General features: G+C 63.3%; 19 protein-coding genes. 13 read left to right on the plus strand and 6 right to left on the minus strand.

The annotated features are described in order from the left end of the window. Position 1 precedes the first annotated feature (1 nt). The 7 genes from CN933_RS21670 (at position 2) to CN933_RS21700 (ending at position 6,670) form a co-directional block, all read left to right on the plus strand. On the plus strand, positions 2–1,609 hold the full coding sequence (locus CN933_RS21670) for a carboxyl transferase domain-containing protein (protein WP_102762317.1): 1,608 nt from the start codon (positions 2–4) through the stop codon (positions 1,607–1,609). Between the two features lie 14 nt (positions 1,610–1,623). Further along, positions 1,624–2,007 carry a RidA family protein gene (locus CN933_RS21675; protein WP_018097161.1) on the plus strand — a complete coding sequence of 128 codons (384 nt, stop codon included), beginning with the start codon at positions 1,624–1,626 and terminating at the stop codon, positions 2,005–2,007. 17 nt (positions 2,008–2,024) lie between these two features. Continuing rightward, positions 2,025–4,013, plus strand: coding sequence for an acetyl/propionyl/methylcrotonyl-CoA carboxylase subunit alpha (locus CN933_RS21680; RefSeq protein WP_102762318.1), 1,989 nt, complete (start codon positions 2,025–2,027; stop codon positions 4,011–4,013). Beyond that, positions 4,010–4,879, plus strand: a complete 870-nt coding sequence (locus tag CN933_RS21685; protein ID WP_102762319.1) for a hydroxymethylglutaryl-CoA lyase — start codon at positions 4,010–4,012, stop codon at positions 4,877–4,879. The genes CN933_RS21680 and CN933_RS21685 overlap by 4 nt, the downstream gene beginning before the upstream one ends. Next, positions 4,876–5,661, plus strand: a complete 786-nt coding sequence (locus CN933_RS21690) for a crotonase/enoyl-CoA hydratase family protein (RefSeq protein ID WP_102762320.1) — start codon at positions 4,876–4,878, stop codon at positions 5,659–5,661. The genes CN933_RS21685 and CN933_RS21690 overlap by 4 nt, the downstream gene beginning before the upstream one ends. A gap of 76 nt (positions 5,662–5,737) precedes the next feature. Next, positions 5,738–6,109, plus strand: coding sequence for an antitoxin Xre/MbcA/ParS toxin-binding domain-containing protein (locus tag CN933_RS21695; RefSeq protein ID WP_018097157.1), 372 nt, complete (start codon positions 5,738–5,740; stop codon positions 6,107–6,109). Between the two features lie 6 nt (positions 6,110–6,115). Next, a complete protein-coding gene (locus CN933_RS21700; RefSeq protein WP_102762321.1) occupies positions 6,116–6,670 on the plus strand; it encodes an RES family NAD+ phosphorylase in 555 nt (184 codons plus the stop codon). A gap of 333 nt (positions 6,671–7,003) precedes the next feature. On the opposite strand, the gene CN933_RS21705 is transcribed toward CN933_RS21700, so the two are convergent. The 6 genes from CN933_RS21705 to CN933_RS21730 form a co-directional block, all read right to left on the minus strand. Further along, positions 7,004–8,368 (minus strand): FAD-binding oxidoreductase, encoded by a 1,365-nt coding sequence (locus CN933_RS21705; protein ID WP_102762322.1) that lies wholly within the window; start codon positions 8,366–8,368, stop codon positions 7,004–7,006. A gap of 110 nt (positions 8,369–8,478) precedes the next feature. Then, positions 8,479–9,582, minus strand: a complete 1,104-nt coding sequence (locus tag CN933_RS21710; protein ID WP_102762323.1) for a sulfate/molybdate ABC transporter ATP-binding protein — start codon at positions 9,580–9,582, stop codon at positions 8,479–8,481. A gap of 15 nt (positions 9,583–9,597) precedes the next feature. Continuing rightward, entirely contained in the window at positions 9,598–10,473 is an 876-nt protein-coding gene (gene cysW / locus CN933_RS21715; protein ID WP_102762324.1) for a sulfate ABC transporter permease subunit CysW, read from the minus strand. Continuing rightward, positions 10,463–11,329 carry a sulfate ABC transporter permease subunit CysT gene (gene cysT / locus CN933_RS21720; RefSeq protein ID WP_180980771.1) on the minus strand — a complete coding sequence of 289 codons (867 nt, stop codon included), beginning with the start codon at positions 11,327–11,329 and terminating at the stop codon, positions 10,463–10,465. The genes cysW and cysT overlap by 11 nt, the downstream gene beginning before the upstream one ends. Beyond that, on the minus strand, positions 11,326–12,351 hold the full coding sequence (locus CN933_RS21725; protein WP_102762448.1) for a sulfate ABC transporter substrate-binding protein: 1,026 nt from the start codon (positions 12,349–12,351) through the stop codon (positions 11,326–11,328). Before CN933_RS21725 ends, cysT begins: the two co-directional genes overlap by 4 nt. A gap of 260 nt (positions 12,352–12,611) precedes the next feature. Then, positions 12,612–13,670, minus strand: coding sequence for a D-TA family PLP-dependent enzyme (locus CN933_RS21730; protein WP_102762325.1), 1,059 nt, complete (start codon positions 13,668–13,670; stop codon positions 12,612–12,614). A 157-nt stretch (positions 13,671–13,827) separates the two neighbouring features. Between CN933_RS21730 and CN933_RS21735 the strand changes: the two genes are divergently transcribed. The 6 genes from CN933_RS21735 to CN933_RS21760 all read left to right on the plus strand — a co-directional run bounded on the left by CN933_RS21735 (position 13,828) and on the right by CN933_RS21760 (position 18,119). Further along, complete coding sequence (locus CN933_RS21735) at positions 13,828–14,670, plus strand: transporter substrate-binding protein (protein ID WP_102762326.1); 843 nt, start codon at positions 13,828–13,830, stop codon at positions 14,668–14,670. 63 nt (positions 14,671–14,733) lie between these two features. Beyond that, positions 14,734–15,396 carry an amino acid ABC transporter permease gene (locus CN933_RS21740; protein WP_026168824.1) on the plus strand — a complete coding sequence of 221 codons (663 nt, stop codon included), beginning with the start codon at positions 14,734–14,736 and terminating at the stop codon, positions 15,394–15,396. A gap of 5 nt (positions 15,397–15,401) precedes the next feature. Next, positions 15,402–16,061, plus strand: coding sequence for an amino acid ABC transporter permease (locus CN933_RS21745; RefSeq protein ID WP_102762327.1), 660 nt, complete (start codon positions 15,402–15,404; stop codon positions 16,059–16,061). 13 nt (positions 16,062–16,074) lie between these two features. Next, on the plus strand, positions 16,075–16,842 hold the full coding sequence (locus tag CN933_RS21750; RefSeq protein ID WP_018097145.1) for an amino acid ABC transporter ATP-binding protein: 768 nt from the start codon (positions 16,075–16,077) through the stop codon (positions 16,840–16,842). Between the two features lie 36 nt (positions 16,843–16,878). Continuing rightward, positions 16,879–17,262 (plus strand): RidA family protein, encoded by a 384-nt coding sequence (locus tag CN933_RS21755; protein WP_018097144.1) that lies wholly within the window; start codon positions 16,879–16,881, stop codon positions 17,260–17,262. Further along, entirely contained in the window at positions 17,259–18,119 is an 861-nt protein-coding gene (locus tag CN933_RS21760; protein WP_102762328.1) for an IclR family transcriptional regulator, read from the plus strand. The genes CN933_RS21755 and CN933_RS21760 overlap by 4 nt, the downstream gene beginning before the upstream one ends. The last annotated feature ends 32 nt before the right edge of the window (positions 18,120–18,151 follow it).

Genomic DNA, 18,151 nt, shown 5'->3' on the forward strand with positions numbered 1-18,151 from the left:
CATGACAGTATTGCGTTCGCATATTTCGCCGTCCTCGGAGGAGTTCAAGGCGAACCGCGCGGCCATGACGGAGGCCATCGCGACGGTCGAGGACGCGGTGCGCCTGGCCGCAGCCGGTGGCGGCGAGACGGCGCGCGAGCGCCACGTCAGCCGCGGCAAGCTCCTGCCGCGGGATCGGCTCGCTACTCTCATCGATCCGGGCACGCCTTTTCTGGAGGTCGGAGCGACCGCCGCCCATGGAATGTACAACGACGATGCGCCGGGCGCGGGCCTGATCACCGGCATCGGCCGGATTTCCGGCCGCGAGTGCATGATCGTCTGCAACGATCCGACGGTCAAAGGCGGCACCTATTATCCGCTGACGGTCAAGAAGCATTTGCGCGCGCAGGAGATCGCGGCGGAGAACCGGCTCCCCTGCGTCTATCTTGTCGACTCCGGCGGCGCGAACCTGCCGAACCAGGACGAGGTCTTTCCGGACCGGGACCATTTCGGCCGCATCTTCTACAATCAGGCCAACATGTCGGCGGCCGGCATCCCCCAGATCGCGGTGGTCATGGGATCCTGCACGGCGGGCGGCGCCTATGTGCCGGCCATGTCCGACGAAGCGATCATCGTCGAAAAGCAGGGCACCATCTTTCTCGCAGGGCCGCCGCTCGTTCGCGCGGCGACCGGCGAGGTAGTCTCGGCCGAAGACCTTGGCGGCGCCGACGTCCACACGCGTCTTTCGGGCGTTGCCGATCACCTTGCGCGCGACGATGCGCATGCGCTGGCCTTGGCGCGCCGGGCCGTTTCGGCCTTGAACCGTGAGAAGCCGTGGCCGGTCGAGCGCATCGAGCCGGAGCCGCCACTCTACGATCCGGAGGAGATCGCCGGCATCGTCCCCGCCGACCTCAAGACACCCTACGAGATCCGCGAGGTGGTCGCCCGGCTTGTCGACGGTTCCCGTTTCGACGAGTTCAAGGCGCGCTTCGGCACCACGCTCGTTTGCGGTTTCGCCCATTTCCACGGAATTCCCGTCGGCATCGTCGCCAATAATGGCGTGCTCTTCTCGGAATCGGCCGTCAAGGGAGCCCATTTCGTGGAGCTTTGCGCCCAGCGCAGGATTCCGCTGGTCTTTCTGCAAAACATCACCGGCTTCATGGTCGGCCGCAAATACGAGACGGAGGGAATTGCCAAGCACGGCGCCAAGCTGGTGACCGCAGTGGCCACTGTGAAGGTGCCGAAGATCACCATGCTGGTCGGCGGCTCGTTCGGGGCAGGCAATTACGGGATGTGCGGGCGCGCCTTCTCGCCGCGGTTTCTCTGGACGTGGCCGAACAGCCGCATTTCGGTCATGGGCGGCGAACAGGCGGCAGGCGTCCTCTCCTCGGTGCGCGGCGAAGCCTTGAGGCGGTCGGGGAAACCGTGGAGCGAAGAGGAGGAGGCACGCTTTCGCCAGCCGGTGCTCGATCTGTTCGAACGGCAGAGCCATCCGCTCTATGCATCGGCAAGGCTTTGGGATGACGGCGTGATCGATCCGCGCAAGAGCCGCGACGTGCTGGCGCTGTCTCTGTCGGCGGCTTTGAACGCGCCGATCGAGGAGACGCGCTTCGGACTGTTCAGAATGTGACGAGAGGTCCCGAGATGAAACGCGACAACATCAATGCCCTGAATGCACCGCAGCCGCGCGGCGGTTATTCGCAGGCTGTCAGCGTCGAGGATTTCCGGCGGATGCTTTTCGTCAGCGGCCAAATTCCGGTGACGTCGGACGACGTCGTGCCGGAAGGTTTCGAAGCGCAGGCGCGCCAGGTCTGGCTGAACGTCGATGCGCAGCTCAAGGCGGCCGGCATGTCCAAGACCGACATCGTCAAGGTCACGACCTATCTCGCCGACAGGCAGCATGTCGTGGCAAACCGTGAAATCCGCAACGACTATCTCGGCTCGCTGGCGCCGGCGATAACGGTGGTGATCACCGGCATTTTCGATTCGGCCTGGCTCATGGAAGTCGAAGTGGTAGCGGCGCAATAGCACCGGAAAAGAGGCGCATGTTTTCGAAGCTCCTGATTGCCAATCGCGGTGAGATTGCCTGCCGCATCATCCGCACCGCGCGACGGCTCGGCATTCGCACCGTCGCCGTCTATTCCGACGCAGACGGAGACGCGCTGCATGTGGCGCTCGCCGACGAAGCGATCCGGATCGGGGGAGCGCCCGCCGCCGAAAGCTATCTGGCGATTGCGCCCATCGTTCAAGCGGCAAGAAGCGTCGGCGCACAAGCCATTCATCCGGGCTATGGTTTTCTCTCGGAGAACGCCGATTTCGCCGAGGCTGTCGAAGAAGCAGGCATGATATTCGTCGGGCCGCCGCCGGCCGCGATCCGCGCCATGGGTCTCAAGGACGCGGCCAAGGCGCTCATGGAACGATCCGGAGTACCGGTCGTGCCCGGCTACCACGGCGATGAGCAGGATGCATCCTTTCTTGCCGAGAGGGCACGGGAGATCGGATATCCGGTGCTGATCAAGGCGCGGGCGGGCGGCGGCGGCAGAGGCATGCGCCGGGTCGAGCGGCAGGAGGATTTCGGCCCGGCGCTGGAGGCCGCACGACGGGAGGCCGAATCCGCCTTCGGCGACGGTTCGGTGCTTATCGAGCGCTATCTGACGAAGCCGCGTCACATCGAGATGCAGGTCTTCGGCGACCGGCACGGCAATATCGTTCACCTCTTCGAGCGCGACTGCTCGCTGCAACGGCGACATCAGAAAGTGATAGAGGAGGCGCCGGCGCCCGGCATGACGGCCGAGGTCCGCCGTGCGATGGGCGATGCGGCGGTCAGAGCCGCCCAGGCGATCGGCTATGTCGGCGCCGGCACGGTGGAATTCATCGCCGATGTGACCAACGGTCTCTGGCCGGATCACTTCTATTTCATGGAGATGAACACGCGGCTGCAGGTGGAGCATCCGGTCACGGAAGCGATCACCGGCATCGATCTCGTGGAATGGCAGTTGCGGGTCGCCAGCGGCGAGCCGCTGCCGAAGAAGCAGGCCGATATTTCCATGAACGGCTGGGCCTTCGAGGCGCGCCTCTATGCGGAGGATCCGGCCCGGGGCTTCCTGCCGGCGACCGGCCGGCTGACGCAATTGAGCTTTCCCGAGGATACTGCGCGGATCGATTCCGGCGTCCGGCAGGGGGATACGATCACGCCCTATTACGATCCGCTGATTGCCAAGGTGATCGTGCATGGCCAGAACCGTTCGGCGGCGCTCGGCCGTTTGCAGGACGCTCTCAAGGAATGCCGCATCGGCGGCACCGTTACCAACCGCGATTTTCTCATCCGCCTGACGGAAGAGCACGACTTCCGCTCCGGCCATCCGGATACGGGGCTGATCGACCGCGAGATCGAGCGCCTGACCGCGCCGGTCGCACCCGGCGACGAGGCGCTGGCGCTGGCGGCGATCATATCGACCGGCGCGCTCGATCCGAACAAGTCGAGCGATCCATGGTCGTCGCTCGGCTCCTGGCAAATCTGGGGCGACGCGCACCGCATGGTGGTGATCGAGCATGCGGACGACCGCGTAACCGTGACCTTGGCTTCGCGCGGCCGCGACCAGTTCGCCGTGCGTGCCGGCGCGAGCACGCTGCCCGTCCTGGTGCTCGACCGCTTCGAGGGTGGTGCCCGGCTCGAGGTGGCCGGACAGAAGCGCCTGATCCGTTTCTCGCGGGATCGCGAGGCGTTGACGCTCTTCCATGGCGGGCGCAACCTGGTGTTCCAGCTGCCGGACGGATTGACCGGCGGGCAGAGCAGCGAAATTGCCGACGACGAGTTGGTCGCGCCGATGCCGGGTCTCGTGAAGCTGGTGCGGGTCGGCGCCGGCGACGCGGTGACAAAGGGACAGGCACTCGTCGTGATGGAGGCGATGAAGATGGAACTGACGCTCTCGGCCTCACGCGAGGGCACGATCGCCAATGTGCATGTGGCGGAAGGCGCTCAGGTCAGCGAGGGCACGCTGCTCGTGACGCTGACGGAGGAGGCTGCGCAATGACGTCGCCGGCAAAGGAGCGCGTCACGATTGTCGAGGTGGCGCCGCGCGACGGTCTTCAAAACGAGTCGCGGCTCGTCGCCACCGAGGACAAGGTCAGGCTCATCGATCTGCTGTCCGACTGCGGTTACGAGCGCATCGAAGTCACGAGCTTCGTCAGTCCGCGCTGGGTACCGCAATTGGCCGATGCGCCGGCTGTCATGGCTGACATCGTCCGGCGTCCGGGCACGCGTTACGCGGCATTGACGCCCAATATGCGCGGCTTCGAGGCGGCGCTTGCGGCTGGCGCCGACGAGGTCGCGATCTTTGCCTCGGCGTCGGAAAGCTTCTCCGAGAAGAACATCAACTGCTCGATCGTCGAAAGCATCGAGCGTTTTCGGCCGGTCGCCGAAGCAAGCCGGCGCCAAGGCATTCCCCTGCGCGGCTATGTGAGCTGTGTCGTCGAATGTCCCTATGAGGGCGCGATCGCGCCGGCGCAGACCGCCCGCGTCGCGCGGCTGCTTGCCGACCTCGGCTGCTACGAAATCAGTCTCGGCGACACGATCGGGCGCGGCACGCCGGAAGCGGTCGATGCCATGCTGACAGCGGCGCTCCGCGAGATCGATGTCAAGAAACTCGCCGGGCATTTCCACGACACGTCCGGCCTGGCGCTGGAGAATATCGCGGTAGCACTGGAGCGCGGTATCCGGGTTTTCGACGCTTCGGCCGGCGGGCTCGGCGGTTGTCCCTATGCGCCGGGAGCGGCCGGCAATGTCGATACGCTTGCGGTGAACGCCTTTCTCGATGCGCGGGGTTTTGCCACCGGCCTCGACTCGAACAAACTTGAGCGCGCCGCTGCTTTTGCACTATCGCTGAGGAGCGCAGCATGACCTTCGATACGATCCGCTGTGCCATCGACCAGCGCGGCGTCGCCCGGGTGACGCTTGCCCGCTCAGCAAAGCACAATGCGCTTTCTGCAACCATGATCGGCGAATTGACGGCCGTCGCAGGCCGGCTCGCAACTGACACATCGATCAGGGCAGTCATTCTCGACGCCGAAGGCAAGAGTTTCTGTGCCGGCGGCGATCTCGAATGGATGCGTCAGCAGTTTTCCGCCGACCGGCCGACGCGGATCGCCGAGGCGACGCGGCTTGCGATGATGTTGAAGGCGCTGAACGATCTGCCGAAGCCGCTGATTGCGCGCGTGCATGGGAACGCCTTCGGCGGCGGCGTCGGGCTGATCAGCGTCTGCGACACGGTGATCGCCGCTTCCGGCGCCCAATTCGGCCTGACCGAGACGCGCCTCGGGCTGATCCCGGCGACGATCAGCCCCTATGTCGTTGCCCGGACAGGCGAGGCGCGGGCGCGGCCGCTGTTCATGTCGGCGCGGATCTTCGGTGCGGAGGAGGCGAAGGTCGCCGGTTTCGTGACGACGGTCGTCGACGGCACCATGCTGGACGGGGCCGTCGATGCCGCGGTGACGGCCTATCTCGTCGCGGCTCCGGGCGCCGCCGGGCGGGCGAAGCGGCTTGCGCGGTCGCTGGGTCTTCCCATCACCGACGCCGTCATCGCCGCGACGATAGAACAGCTTGCCGATAGCTGGGAAACGGACGAAGCACGGGAGGGCGTGTCGGCCTTCTTTGAACGGCGCAATCCCTCCTGGCGGCTATGAGCCGAGATTGCGCTTGAATTGACGGGAAATCGATCCTATTTTTATAGGGACCCGATCAAAACAGGATCGATTTCTCATGATTGCCCTCGATTTCCAGATCCCTGCAGCCCGTTTCGGGGACGATCATTCCCCGTTTCTTTCGGCCCGCCTGGTCGCGGACCGATTGGGCGTCACGCTCGCCGAACTCGCCAAGCTGATCGGTGTCGCCCGCAATACGCTGACGGCCAAATCCGGCGCCCGGAAGGTCGACAGCGCCTTGAGCAAGGTCGTCCGCATCCTGGCCATGGCTTCCGAAATGGCGGGCGACGAAGCCCGCGCCGTCATCTGGTTCAAGCACCAGCCTATTCCCGGCTGGGCCGGCAAGACGGCATTCGACCTGGTCGGTGAAGGCAAGGCCGACAAGGTGCTCGCCTATCTCGAATCGGTACGCGCCGGCGTCTACGCTTAAGACGGGATGAGGAAACACATTCCGCCCGCATCGCGGCCCGATCCGGAACCGACGGCGTCGGTCGAGCCGATAACGCTCTGGCGCGCCTTCGTTCCACGCTGGGCACATATGCCGCTATCCGGCGCGGGTGCTGCTCGCTTCGGTGGCCGCTGGAACCCGATCGGCGTGCCTGCGATCTATGGCGCGCGCGAGCTTTCCACCGCCTGGGCCGAATACAATCAGGGTTTCGTCCAGCATCCGGCGCTGATCGTGCAGCTCGAGTTGCGCGGGGCGAGGCTCGCGGACCTCACGGATGTCAGGCTTCTTGTGGAGCTTGGTGTGGATGAGGCGATCCATCGCTGCGAATGGCGTGATGCGCTCGACAAGGGCGCGGTGCCTGAGACCCACAGGCTCCAGTCGGAGCTTCTGGCGCGCGACTTCCATGGGGTGATCTATCCATCCTTCATGTCGCCCGGCGGCACCTGTGTTGCGCTCTGGCGTTGGAACGGTCCGCAAGAACCGCGTCTCGGCGTCATCGACCCCGATGGCCGGCTGCCGAAATCGCCCGCCTCATGGGTTTGAAGATTCGGGCCAGCCGCCGCCGCTTGTTTGATTTCCTCATTCCTGTGCTTGTCGCAGGAATCCAGCCAGACCAAGTCCTTGGGCTGAAAGAACGCTTCGCGTCGCAGACGCGGCGCTGCTGGATCCCTGTGACGAGCACAGGGATGAGAACGGAGGAGAGATTTGCCGTCCTCTGAACAGTTTCCTACAGCGCCGCGTGTCTTATGAGACGCGCAAAGGTCGCTGGAGCACTTTGAGCTGCATCGCCATGCATGCCGACAAACCGACAGAGCTTCAACGCCATTATCCATCTCGCAGCAGCCGTCATAAACTCGAAATGAATTTCAACAGGCCTTAGGCTACGACCTTGCCGGCATTGAGAATACCGTTCGGATCGAAGGCATTCTTGATGCGCCGCATGAGTTCGAGTTCCGCCGAACTGCGGGAGCGATCGAGAAAGTCGCGCTTCAGGAGGCCGATCCCGTGCTCGGCGGAAACCGAGCCGCTATAGGTGCCGACCAGTCCGTAGACGACGGCGTCGACCGCGTGGGCCGTTTCCTCGGTTGCGCCTGGAACGGAAAAGGCGATGTGAAGGTTGCTGTCGCCGACATGGCCGAAGAACGACACGTGCGCTTCGGGGAACTTGGCCCGGAGCGCCGTGCCGCAATCCTCGGCGAAGCTGCCGATCGCGCCGATCGGCAGGCTGACATCGAAATTGAGAAGCAGGGGCAGCCGATCCAGCGCGTGACCCTCGCGGATACGCCAGAGGGTTTGAGCCTCTTTTTGCGATTGCGCGATCAGCGCGTCGCCGATCACACCGTCCTCCAGGGCTCGCCCGAGAAACATTTCGAACCGTTCGCGTTCCGCTTCATGGCCTTGCAGGTCCTCTTCGACGATGACGGCGAAAGCGGGAGTGGCTTCGAAAAGCCTGAGCTTTTCAGCCTCGCAGTTGAAACGGAAATAGCTTTCCCACATCGCCTCATAGGCGGAGAGGCCGGCGAGTTCCTTCTGTGCCCGCTTGAGCAGAGCGACGACATTCTCATAGCTGTCGAGCGCGCAGAGCGCCGTCAGCCGCCCGGCCGGTAGCGGGCGCAGGCGCAATACCGCCCGCGTGATGATGCCGAGCGTGCCTTCCGAACCGATGAAGAGCTGCCGCAGGTCGTAGCCCGTGTTGTTCTTGATCATCTTGTTCATCGACGAAATCACGGTTCCGTCCGCAAGAACGGCCTCGAGCCCCAGCACATTGTCGCGTGCCACACCGTTGCGGATCACCCGGATGCCGCCGGCATTCGTGGCCAGATTGCCGCCGATCTGGCAGGAGCCGCGCGCCCCCAGATCGATCGGCAACAGGAAACCGGCATCCTCGGCCGCGCGCTGGGCGACTTCGAGGGGTGTTCCGGCGAGCACCGTCATCGTCCCTGCCGCAGCATCGATCTCCTCAATGCCGGAAAGTCTCTCCAGCGAAATGGCAACGTCGCCAGCGCACGGATTGGCGCCGCCGGCGAGCCCGGTCAAGCCACCCTGCGGCACCACGGCCTGGCGATGCGCGTTGCAGATCCTCAGCGCGTCGGCGACCTCGGCAACGCTTGCCGGGCGAACGACCGCCAGGGGGAGGATCCGGCCCGTGAGGCTTGCATCGCCGCGGTGACGTTCGGCGATCCGGTCGCCGGTGAGAACGGCATCGCCGAGTGCGCTCGTGAGATCATCGATAACAGACATTGGACGGTTTCTACCGCAGGATTCATTTGATCGGAACGATTAATTCGGCAGATCAACGCCCGGCGTCCAGACCGGGCGAATCCGCGCTTCCACAGCCCGGGTTCACCGCCTCACGTGCCGGTGGCCGCGAGCACCGGCGCCTCCGCCTCTATCGGCGGTGCTTCCTTTTGTCCGCCCTTGCGGAATAGCTTCCATCGCGTCGGCCGGAAGGCGATGCGCGTGTGGTCCGTGGAGGCGGTCCGTTCCGGCGGTAGCTCGATCTCGACCGGAGGGTGCGTACGTCCGAGGTCGAGTTCCAGATGCCGGGTGCCCGCCACGCGCCGGCTGGCCGTGACGAGGCCGGCGAGGCAACCGCCGCAGCCGTCGATGAGTTCCACGTCGTGCGGGCGGAAATAGAGGGTTGCGGCGCCGTCCGGTTCGTTCCCGGCACGAAGGCCGATCGGGCGGTCCTCATGCCAGATTTCGCCATTGGCGAGGGTGACGTTGAGGCAGTTGGACTGGCCGATGAAGCCGTAGACGAAGGGCGAGACCGGATGGTCATAGATCTCGTCGGGCGTGCCGACCTGCTCGATCGCGCCCTTGCTCATCACGACGACGCGGTCGGCAAGCTCGAGTGCTTCCTCCTGGTCGTGAGTGACGAAGATCGTGGTGTGGCCGGTGCGATCGTGGATTTCGCGCAGCCACCGCCTCAGCTCCTTGCGCACCTGCGCATCGAGCGCGCCGAAGGGCTCGTCGAGGAGCAGAACGTTGGGCTCGACTGCCATGGCGCGGGCGAGTGCGACGCGTTGGCGCTGCCCGCCCGAAAGCTGGGCCGGGTAGCGTTTCTCCAGCCCGGAGAGTTGCACGAGTTCCAGCAGGTCGAGCGCCCTGCGGCGGATGTCGGCAGCCGCCGGCCGCCGTTTGGCGGGCCGCACCTTCAGACCGAAAGCGACGTTGTCGAGCACCGTCATGTGGCGGAAAAGCGCATAGTGCTGGAAAACGAAGCCGATGTTGCGCTCCTGCACGGTCTTCTTCGACGCATCCTCGTCGCCGAAGAAAATCGTGCCTTCGGTCGGGCTTTCGAGCCCGGCGACCAGCCTGAGCAGCGTGGTCTTGCCGGAGCCGGAGGGGCCGAGGAGCGCGATCAGTTCACCCGAGCGGATGTCGAGGGAAACGTCCTCGAGCGCGGGAAAACGGCCAAATTCCTTGCGAATATTCTGGACGCGGACTTCCATGGAGGTCTGGACCTTTCAGTGCCTGCGGCTGGCAGCGATCTCGTCGCTGTAGCGAAGTTCAAGAGCAGTCTTCAAAACGAGCGTTACCAGCGCCAGGAGCGCCAGGAGCGCCGCCACCGCGAAGGCGGCGACGAAATTATATTCATTGTAGAGGATTTCGACCTGCAACGGCATGGTGTTCGTTTGCCCGCGAATATGGCCGGACACGACCGAGACCGCCCCGAATTCGCCCATGGCGCGGGCATTGCAGAGAAGCACGCCGTAGAGCAGGCCCCATTTTATATTGGGAAGCGTCACATGCCAGAAGGTCTGCCAGCCGGTGGCGCCGAGCGAGAGTGCCGCTTCCTCGTCGGCCGTTCCCTGTTCCTGCATCAGCGGGATCAATTCACGCGCGACGAAGGGGAAGGTCACGAATACGGTGGCGAGCACGAGACCCGGAACGGCAAAGAGGATCTGGATGCCGTAGCTCTGCAGGATCGGCCCGAGCGCGCTGTGAGAGCTGAATAGCAGCACGAAAACGAGACCGGAGATCACTGGCGAGACGGAGAAGGGCAGGTCGATCAGCGTCGTCAGGAACGCCTTGCCCTTGAACTCGAATTTCGCGATGGCCCAGGCGGCCGCCACCCCGAAGACGAGATTGAGCGGCACGGCGATCCCCGCGACGAGCAGTGTCAGACGGATCGCGGAAAAGGTCTCGGGATCGCCAAGCGCCGTGAAGAACTCCATCGCTCCTTTGCGGAACGCCTCGATGAACACCGTGGCGAGCGGCAGAAGCAGGAAGAGCGCGACGAAACCGAGCGCAACGGCGGTCAGGATCACGCGCCAAAGCGGCGTTTCCGAGGTTGCGGCCGTCACAAGCGTATTGGAAGCGTAGCCGGCATCATGCGCCATAACCATATCTCCGTCTGCTCCACGCCTGGATCACATTGATGACCAGCAGCATCATGAAGGAAAGCAGGAGCATTACCGCGGCGATCGCGGTTGCTGCCGGATAGTTGAATTCCTCGAGGCGGATAACGATCAGAAGCGGCGCGATCTCCGAGACATAGGGAAGGTTGCCGGCGATGAAGATCACCGAACCATATTCGCCGACGCCGCGGGCAAAGGCGAGTGCGAAGCCGGTCAACCCCGCAGGCAGGAGACCCGGCAACAGGACCCGGCTGATCGTCTGGAAGCGGGTGGCGCCGAGGGTCGCAGCCGCCTCTTCGACTTCCTTGTCGATCTCTTCCATGATCGGCTGCACGGTACGCACGACGAAGGGCAAGCCGACGAAGATCAGCGCCACGACGATCCCGGCCGGAGTGAAGGCGATCTTGATGCCGAGCGGAGCGAGCAGCGAGCCGATCCAGCCGTTCGGCGCATAAAGCGTCGTGAGCGCAATGCCGGCGACCGCGGTCGGCAGGGCGAAGGGCAGATCGACCATGGCGTCGATCACGCGCTTGCCGGGGAAGCGATAGCGCACGAGAACCCAGGCGAGGAGCACGCCGAAGACGAGGTTGACAACGGCGGCGATGAAGGCCGTGCCGAAGCTGATCGTCAATGCGTTGACCGTGCGCTCGTCAAGCGCCAGTTCCACGAATTTCGACCATCCGAGGCCGCTCGAGCGCCACAGCAGTCCGGAGAGAGGAATGAGAACGATGATGGTGAGCCATGCCAGCGTCACGCCGAGTGCCAATCCGAAACCCGGAATGACGCTCGGCTGCCGAAACCGCCACCGCGTGTTGCTGCGAGCGGCCATCGATATCATTGCCCCGGCCTGTAGATCTGATCGAAGACCCCGCCATCCCCGAAGAATTTCGGCTGAGCTTCCTTCCAGCCGCCGAAATCGTCGATCGTGACGAGCTTCAATTCGGCGAAGCGCGCGGTGTCCTTGGGATCCGCCAGTTCAGGCTTGAACGGCCGGTAGTAGTGTTTGGCCGCGATCTTCTGCCCGACATCGCTGTAGAGATAGTCGAGATAGGCCTCGGCGACCTTGCGGGTACCCTTGCTGTCGACGTTGCCATCGACCAGCGCAACGGGGGGCTCCGCCTTGATCGAGATCGACGGCGTGACGATGTCGAAATTGTCGGGGCCCAGTTCTTCCAGTGACAGATAGGCTTCGTTTTCCCAGGCCAGCAACACATCGCCAAGGCCGCGCTGGACGAAGGTGGTCGTCGCGCCGCGCGCGCCGGTGTCGAGAACCGGCACATGCTTGAAGAGCTGCGCCACATATTCCTGCGCCTTCGCATCGTCCCCGTTATTGGCGGCACGTGCCCAGGCCCAGGCGGCCAGGAAGTTCCAGCGAGCGCCGCCCGAAGTCTTCGGGTTGGGCGTAATTACCTGCACATCCTCCCTGACGAGATCGCCCCAATCCTTGATGCCTTTGGGGTTGCCCTTGCGGACGAGGAAGACGATGGTCGAGGTGTAGGGCGCACTGTTGTTATCGAAGCGGGACTTCCAATCGGCGGGAATTTTGCCGCTTTCCTTGGCGATCGCGTCGATATCCGCTTCGAGGGCCAGCGTCACGACGTCGGCCTCCAGTCCGTCGATGACCGAACGGGCCTGCTTGCCGGAACCGCCATGCGATGTCTGGATCGTCACGGTTTCGCCGGTGTCGGCCTGCCATTTTTCGGCAAAGGCCGCGTTGAATTCCTTGTAAAGTTCCCTAGTCGGGTCGTAGGACACGTTCAGGATCGTAGTGTCCGCAGCCGCGGGGCCAATCGAGCCAAGCTGCAGGCTTCCGACGATAAGCGCTAATTTGACTATTCCGGCAAGACTATTCGAGCTCATTTCGACCTCCATCTTTTGCCAGATAAAGCTATCGATTTGGTAGACTACTTCAACGCAAACTTATGACGCCTGGAGGCGGTTTCTTGAAAAGTCCTGTCAATATGCGAGCTGCTGAAAGAATGCCGTGCCCGTTATCGGTCTTGGCTCTCTGCCGCCGATAAAATAGCACGACATTCTAGAAATGCACTAAAATTGTGGACTAATGGTTTTCGGGTCCCCGGCGGGCTCTCAGAGCGCCATCATCGTGACGGGGAGCCCGGTCAAAGGACGTGGCCGCGGGCGACGACCGTCCATGTTCCTTTTGGCATGCCGCTCTCGATGACGTGGACCGCGTCGACCATGTTGGTCACGACGCAGGCATGGTTCGGAACGATGCGGACCTGTTCGCCGACCTTTAGCCCGATAGGACCGTCCGAGACGAGGCGGCCATGCTCCTCGGAGAGCTGATCGATACGTATGTCGTCGCGGCCGAGCACGTGGCCGTAGCCGGTGAGACCCAGCAGGTCGGACGTCAGGACCTTGCTCCCGGCATCGATGATCGCCCGGTTTTCGCTGGGAACCGACACCACGGTCGCGAGAACGGTGAGGGCGCAGTCGTCCCATGACGCCACGTCACGGGCAACCAGCGACCGGTCGTTATAGATATACGTACCCGGCCTGTGCTCGCTCGCTACCGGCGCCTCGGCTGCCTGCATCATACCGGGCGTGCCCCCTGATGTAATGCAGGGAACTTCGAGCCCCTCTGCCTCGATCAGCCGCTTCGCATCGCTCATGAAGGTCTGGACGCGCGCGGCGCCATCGGCCGGCGGATAGGTCATCAATCCGCCGAAGCGCAGTCCCGGTGCCTCGGCTATGCGCCGGGCAAGGCGCGCCGCCTCGGACGGTGTCCCGACGCCGCAACGATCTGCCCCGGTGTTGCATTCGACAAGTACGGTCAAGGGCTTGCCGGCATCGGCGAAGAAAGCTGCGAGCCCGTCGACGACGGTCCCATTGTCCGCGACGACGCTGACCGTCACCTTTTCGTTGAGTCGCGCGAGCCGCGCGAGCTTCTCGGTCCCGAGGAGGTTGTAGGTGATCAGCACATCCTCGATCCGGGCGCTGCCGTCGACCATCGCCTCCGCCTCCGTCACCTTCTGGCAGGTGATGCCGATCGCCCCTGCATCGAGCTGCAGCTCGGCCATCTGCGGAAGCTTGTGGGTCTTTATGTGCGGGCGCACGCGGATGCCGTTCCGGTCGGCATAGGCTTGAAACGCAAGGACATTGCGCCGGGCGATATCGAGATCGACCAGCACGGCGGGGGTTTCGATCGGCAGTGTCATGCGGGCGTTTCCTCGATGCGAAGTGGATCGGCGGCGAATGTAGCCGATCCTGCTTGACAAGTAATGGCCCAAGGCATTTGATGGGTCAATCCGTTATTGAGGACGAATGTCCATTATACCGGAATATGTGAGTGGGAGCGAAAGGGGAGGTCTTTCAATGATCAGCAAATTCACGGTCGCCGCGAGCGTCATCGCGGCGGTGCTGGCGGCCATGCCGGCGCAAGCACAACAGGCATCGAGCAAGCTCGACGAAATTCTGAGCCGCGGCCATCTGATACTCGGCACCGGCAGCACCAACGCGCCGTGGCATTTCAAGAGCGCCGAAGACAAGCTCCAGGGTTTCGACGTCGATATGGGCCGCATCATCGCAAAGGCGCTCTTCGGGGACCCGGAGAAGATCGAGTTCGTCAACCAGTCGTCCGATGCTCGTATTCCGAACATCACCACCGGTAAGGTGGATATCACCTGCCAATTCATGACGGTTACCGGGGAACGCGCTCAGCAGATCGCCTTCACGATCCCTTACTACCGTGAAGGCGTCGGCCTGATGCTGAAGGCGGACGGCGAGTATGCCGATTATGAAGCGCTGAAAGCTGCCGGCTCTTCGGTGACGATTTCCGTATTGCAGAACGTCTATGCCGAGGACATGGTCCATGCGGCCTTGCCGGAGGCGACGGTCGACCAGTACGAGTCCGTCGACCTGATCTATCAGGCGCTCGAATCCGGCCGCGCCGATGCCGCCGCGACCGACCAGTCCTCGCTCGCCTGGTACATGACCCAGAACTCGGGGCGCTATAAGGACGCCGGCTATGGCTGGAACCCGCAGACCTACGCCTGCGGCGTCCGGCGCGGTGATCAGGACTGGCTGAACTTCGTCAACACGGCGCTGCACGAAGCCATGACCGGTGTCGAATTCGATTTTTATGCGAAGTCGTTCAAGACCTGGTTCGGCAAGGACCTCACCCCGCCGCAGATCGGTTTCCCCATCGAATACAAGTGAGCCCTGCCAATGGCGGCTCCGCCTCTTGGCGGAGCCGCCTTGTTCCATGAAACGGCTTCTTCCATGACATATTCCTTGAACTTCGCGGCCGTCTGGCGCTCGTTCGACCTGCTTCTCGAAGGTCTGGCGCTCAGCCTCGGCCTCGCATTTGTCGCGATCCTCGCGGGTTGCGTGATCGGGTTGATCACGGCCTTTGGGCTCGTTTCCAGGAGGGCATTGCTGCGCAAGCCTGCCGGGCTCTACGTCACCGTGATCCGCAACACGCCGATCCTCGTTCTCGTCCTCTTCAGCTATTTCGCGCTTCCTGAACTCGGAGTCCGTCTGGGCAAGATCGAGAGCTTCGTCGCGACGCTTGCCATCTACTCGGGGGCCTACCTTGCCGAAGTGTTTCGCGGCGGCCTCATCGCCATACCGCCGGGCCAGCGCGAGGCGGGGCTCGCGATCGGGCTTACGGAGATGCAGATACGCACGTCGATCATCATTCCGCTGATGCTGCGCAGCGTCCTGCCGTCGCTTAGCAGTACGATGATCTCGCTCTTCAAGGACACCTCGCTCGCCGCCGCGATCGCGGTTCCGGAACTCACTTTCGAGGCACGCAAGATCAACGTCGAGACCTTCCGCGTCATCGAGACCTGGATCGTTGCGAGTTGCCTCTATGTCGCGACCTGCTCGTTGCTGGCCGCCCTTATGCGCGCCGCCGAGCGGCGTCTTGCAGTGCCGAGGTGACCGTCATGGATTTCTCGTTTCTCGACCAGCTCTGGCTTGCCCGGATACCGCTCCTCAAAGGGCTCGGCGTCTCCGTCTCGATATCGCTTCTCTCGATCGCCGTCGGCACCGTGCTGGGCGTCTTCGTCGGTCTGGCGCTCGTCTACGGGTTCCGTCCCTTCAAATGGCTCGTGCGCGGTTACACCGATTTCATCCGCGGCACGCCGGTGCTCGTCCTGGTGCTCGCGAGCTACTACGTCCTGAGCACGATCGGCATCGATCTCGGGCCGTTCCAGGCCGGTGTTCTGGCCCTCGCCGTCTTCTGCAGCTCGCATGTCGGCGAACTGGTGCGCGGCGCGCTGCAGTCGATCCCAAAGGGACAGACCGAAGCCGCCAAGGCGATCGGCCTGACCTTTGCGCAAACCTTCGCCTATGTGCTTGCCCCGCAGGCTTTGCGGCAGGCACTTCCTGCCTGGGTCAACACAGCGGCCGAGATGGTCAAGGCATCGACGCTGCTTTCCATCATCGGCGTGAGCGAGTTGCTGCTGCGGACGCAGGAAGTGATTTCCCGCACCTTCATGAGCCTCGAATTCTATTTCTTCGCAGGCTTTCTCTATTTCGTCATCAATTACGGCATCGAGCGCTTTGGCCGTTACGTCGAGCGCAAGACCGCCGTTCCATCGTGAGGCTCGCAATCCCATGACCAATCTTCTCGAAATCCGCGATCTTCACAAACGCTACGGCACGGTCGAGGTGCTGAAGGGCGTCGATTGCTCGATGCGCCAGGGGGAGGTGATCAGCATCATCGGCTCCAGCGGTTCGGGCAAGACGACGATGCTCCGCTGCATCAACATGCTTGAGGAGTTTCAGGGCGGCACGATCGCCATCGACGGCCAGGAGATCGGCTACGAGACGGCAGGAGGCGCCCGCCGACGCAAGCCCGAGCGGGAGATCGCCCGCCAGCGCGCACTGACCGGCATGGCCTTCCAGCAGTTCAACCTGTTTCCGCATATGACCGCCGCGGCCAATGTCATGCTCGGGCTTGTCAAAGTGAAAAAGATGAGCCGCGACGAGGCGAGGGTGCTTGCCGAGAAATGGCTCGACCGGGTCGGCCTGCTCTCGCGCAAGGATCATTATCCGGGGCAGCTTTCCGGCGGCCAGCAGCAACGCGTGGCGATCGCCCGTGCCATCGCCATGAATCCGAAGCTCATGCTCTTCGACGAGGTCACTTCGGCGCTCGATCCGGAACTCGTCAACGAGGTCTTGCAGGTCATCAAGGGTCTCGCCGAGGATGGGATGAGCATGCTGATCGTCACTCACGAGATGCGCTTCGCCTACGAGGTCTCGTCCCGGGTGATCTTCATGAACCAGGGGCGCATCGGCGAGGAGGGGGACCCACGCGAGATGTTCCTGAAACCGAGGACCGAACGCTTGGCGGAGTTTTTGAAGACCTCGACGTTCAACTGAGCAAGCAATGAATTTGATGAAGAAGTGGAGTGAAGCGTGACGATCAAGCGTTATGGAACGGGCGAAACCGGTGCGGGCAAGCAGCCCCTGCCATTTGCACGCGCCGTGGAGGCGAACGGGTGGCTCTATGTTTCCGGTCAGGTCGCCATGGAGGCGGGCGAGATCGTCGGCGGCGGAATCGTCGCCGAAAGCCGCAAGGCGATCGAAAACATGATCGCAATCCTGCACGAAGCCGGCTATGGGCTCGAAGATGTGGTGCGTGTCGGCGTCTGGCTCGACGACCCCCGTGACTTCTGGACCTTCAACGGCGTCTATGCGGAGTATTTCGGCGCCAACCCGCCGGCCCGCGCCTGCGTCCAGTCGCGCATGATGGTCGACTGCAAGGTCGAAGTTGACTGCGTCGCCTACAAGGCTAATTGAGGTCAATTCTGAAGGGCCGGAATAGAAGCGGCAAGGAGGGCGCGGTGGCGGAGGCGGAAGACACGATAAATCGCAGGGCCAGGGGTCTCGACCGGGCTTTCGAAATTCTCGATTTCCTGCGTTTGCAGCGTCAGCCCTTGCGCCCCAACGAGATCGCGCAAGGGATCGGCGCGCCGCGTTCGTCGGTCTATGAGCTCGTCAACCTGCTCGTCCGCCAGGGGGTCATCGAGTATCGCGGCGATGACGGCCGCGTCTTTCTCGGGCGCAAGCTCTATTTCCTCGGCGCGGCCTATGCCGAACAGTTCGACCTGATGCGCGAAAGCGAGCATCTTCTGGCGCGGATCGCCGAGGAGACACGCGAGACGGCGCAGATGTGCCAGCTCGAAGGCAACAAATATGCCGTCGTTCTGATGAACGAGGGGAGCCGCCCGTTCCGAATCTCCACCAATATCGGCGAACCGGTCGCCATTCCGTGGACCGCATCCGGCCGTCTCCTGGTGGATCACATGAGCGACGAGGAGATCCAGGCCTTCATACCGCAGGAGGATTTCGTCCTGCCGGATGGCACGCGCCTCGAGCCCTCCGAATTCATCGCTCAAGTCCGCAAAGCCAAGAAGGAAGGCTATTTCACCTTCAACAGCATCGTCGACAGCTTCACCCATTGCTTCGCCGTCCCGGTCTACGACGCGGAAGCGGTCTGCATCGCGACGCTCTGCCTCGTCGCACCGAAAGAGGACGGTCTGCGCAATCGCGAGGCCTATCTCCGCGTGCTGATCGACGGAGCTGGCGAGCTCTCCGAGAAGCTTGGCTATCGCAGTGACCGGGAGGCTTCTTCACGAGCGGCTGCCGGACGGTGACAGCCGCCTCCGCATTGGTGGTAGGTCGCTCT

The sequence above is a fragment of the Sinorhizobium sp. M4_45 genome (genome assembly GCF_002885915.1).
GTDB classification, from domain to species: domain Bacteria; phylum Pseudomonadota; class Alphaproteobacteria; order Rhizobiales; family Rhizobiaceae; genus Sinorhizobium; species Sinorhizobium meliloti_A.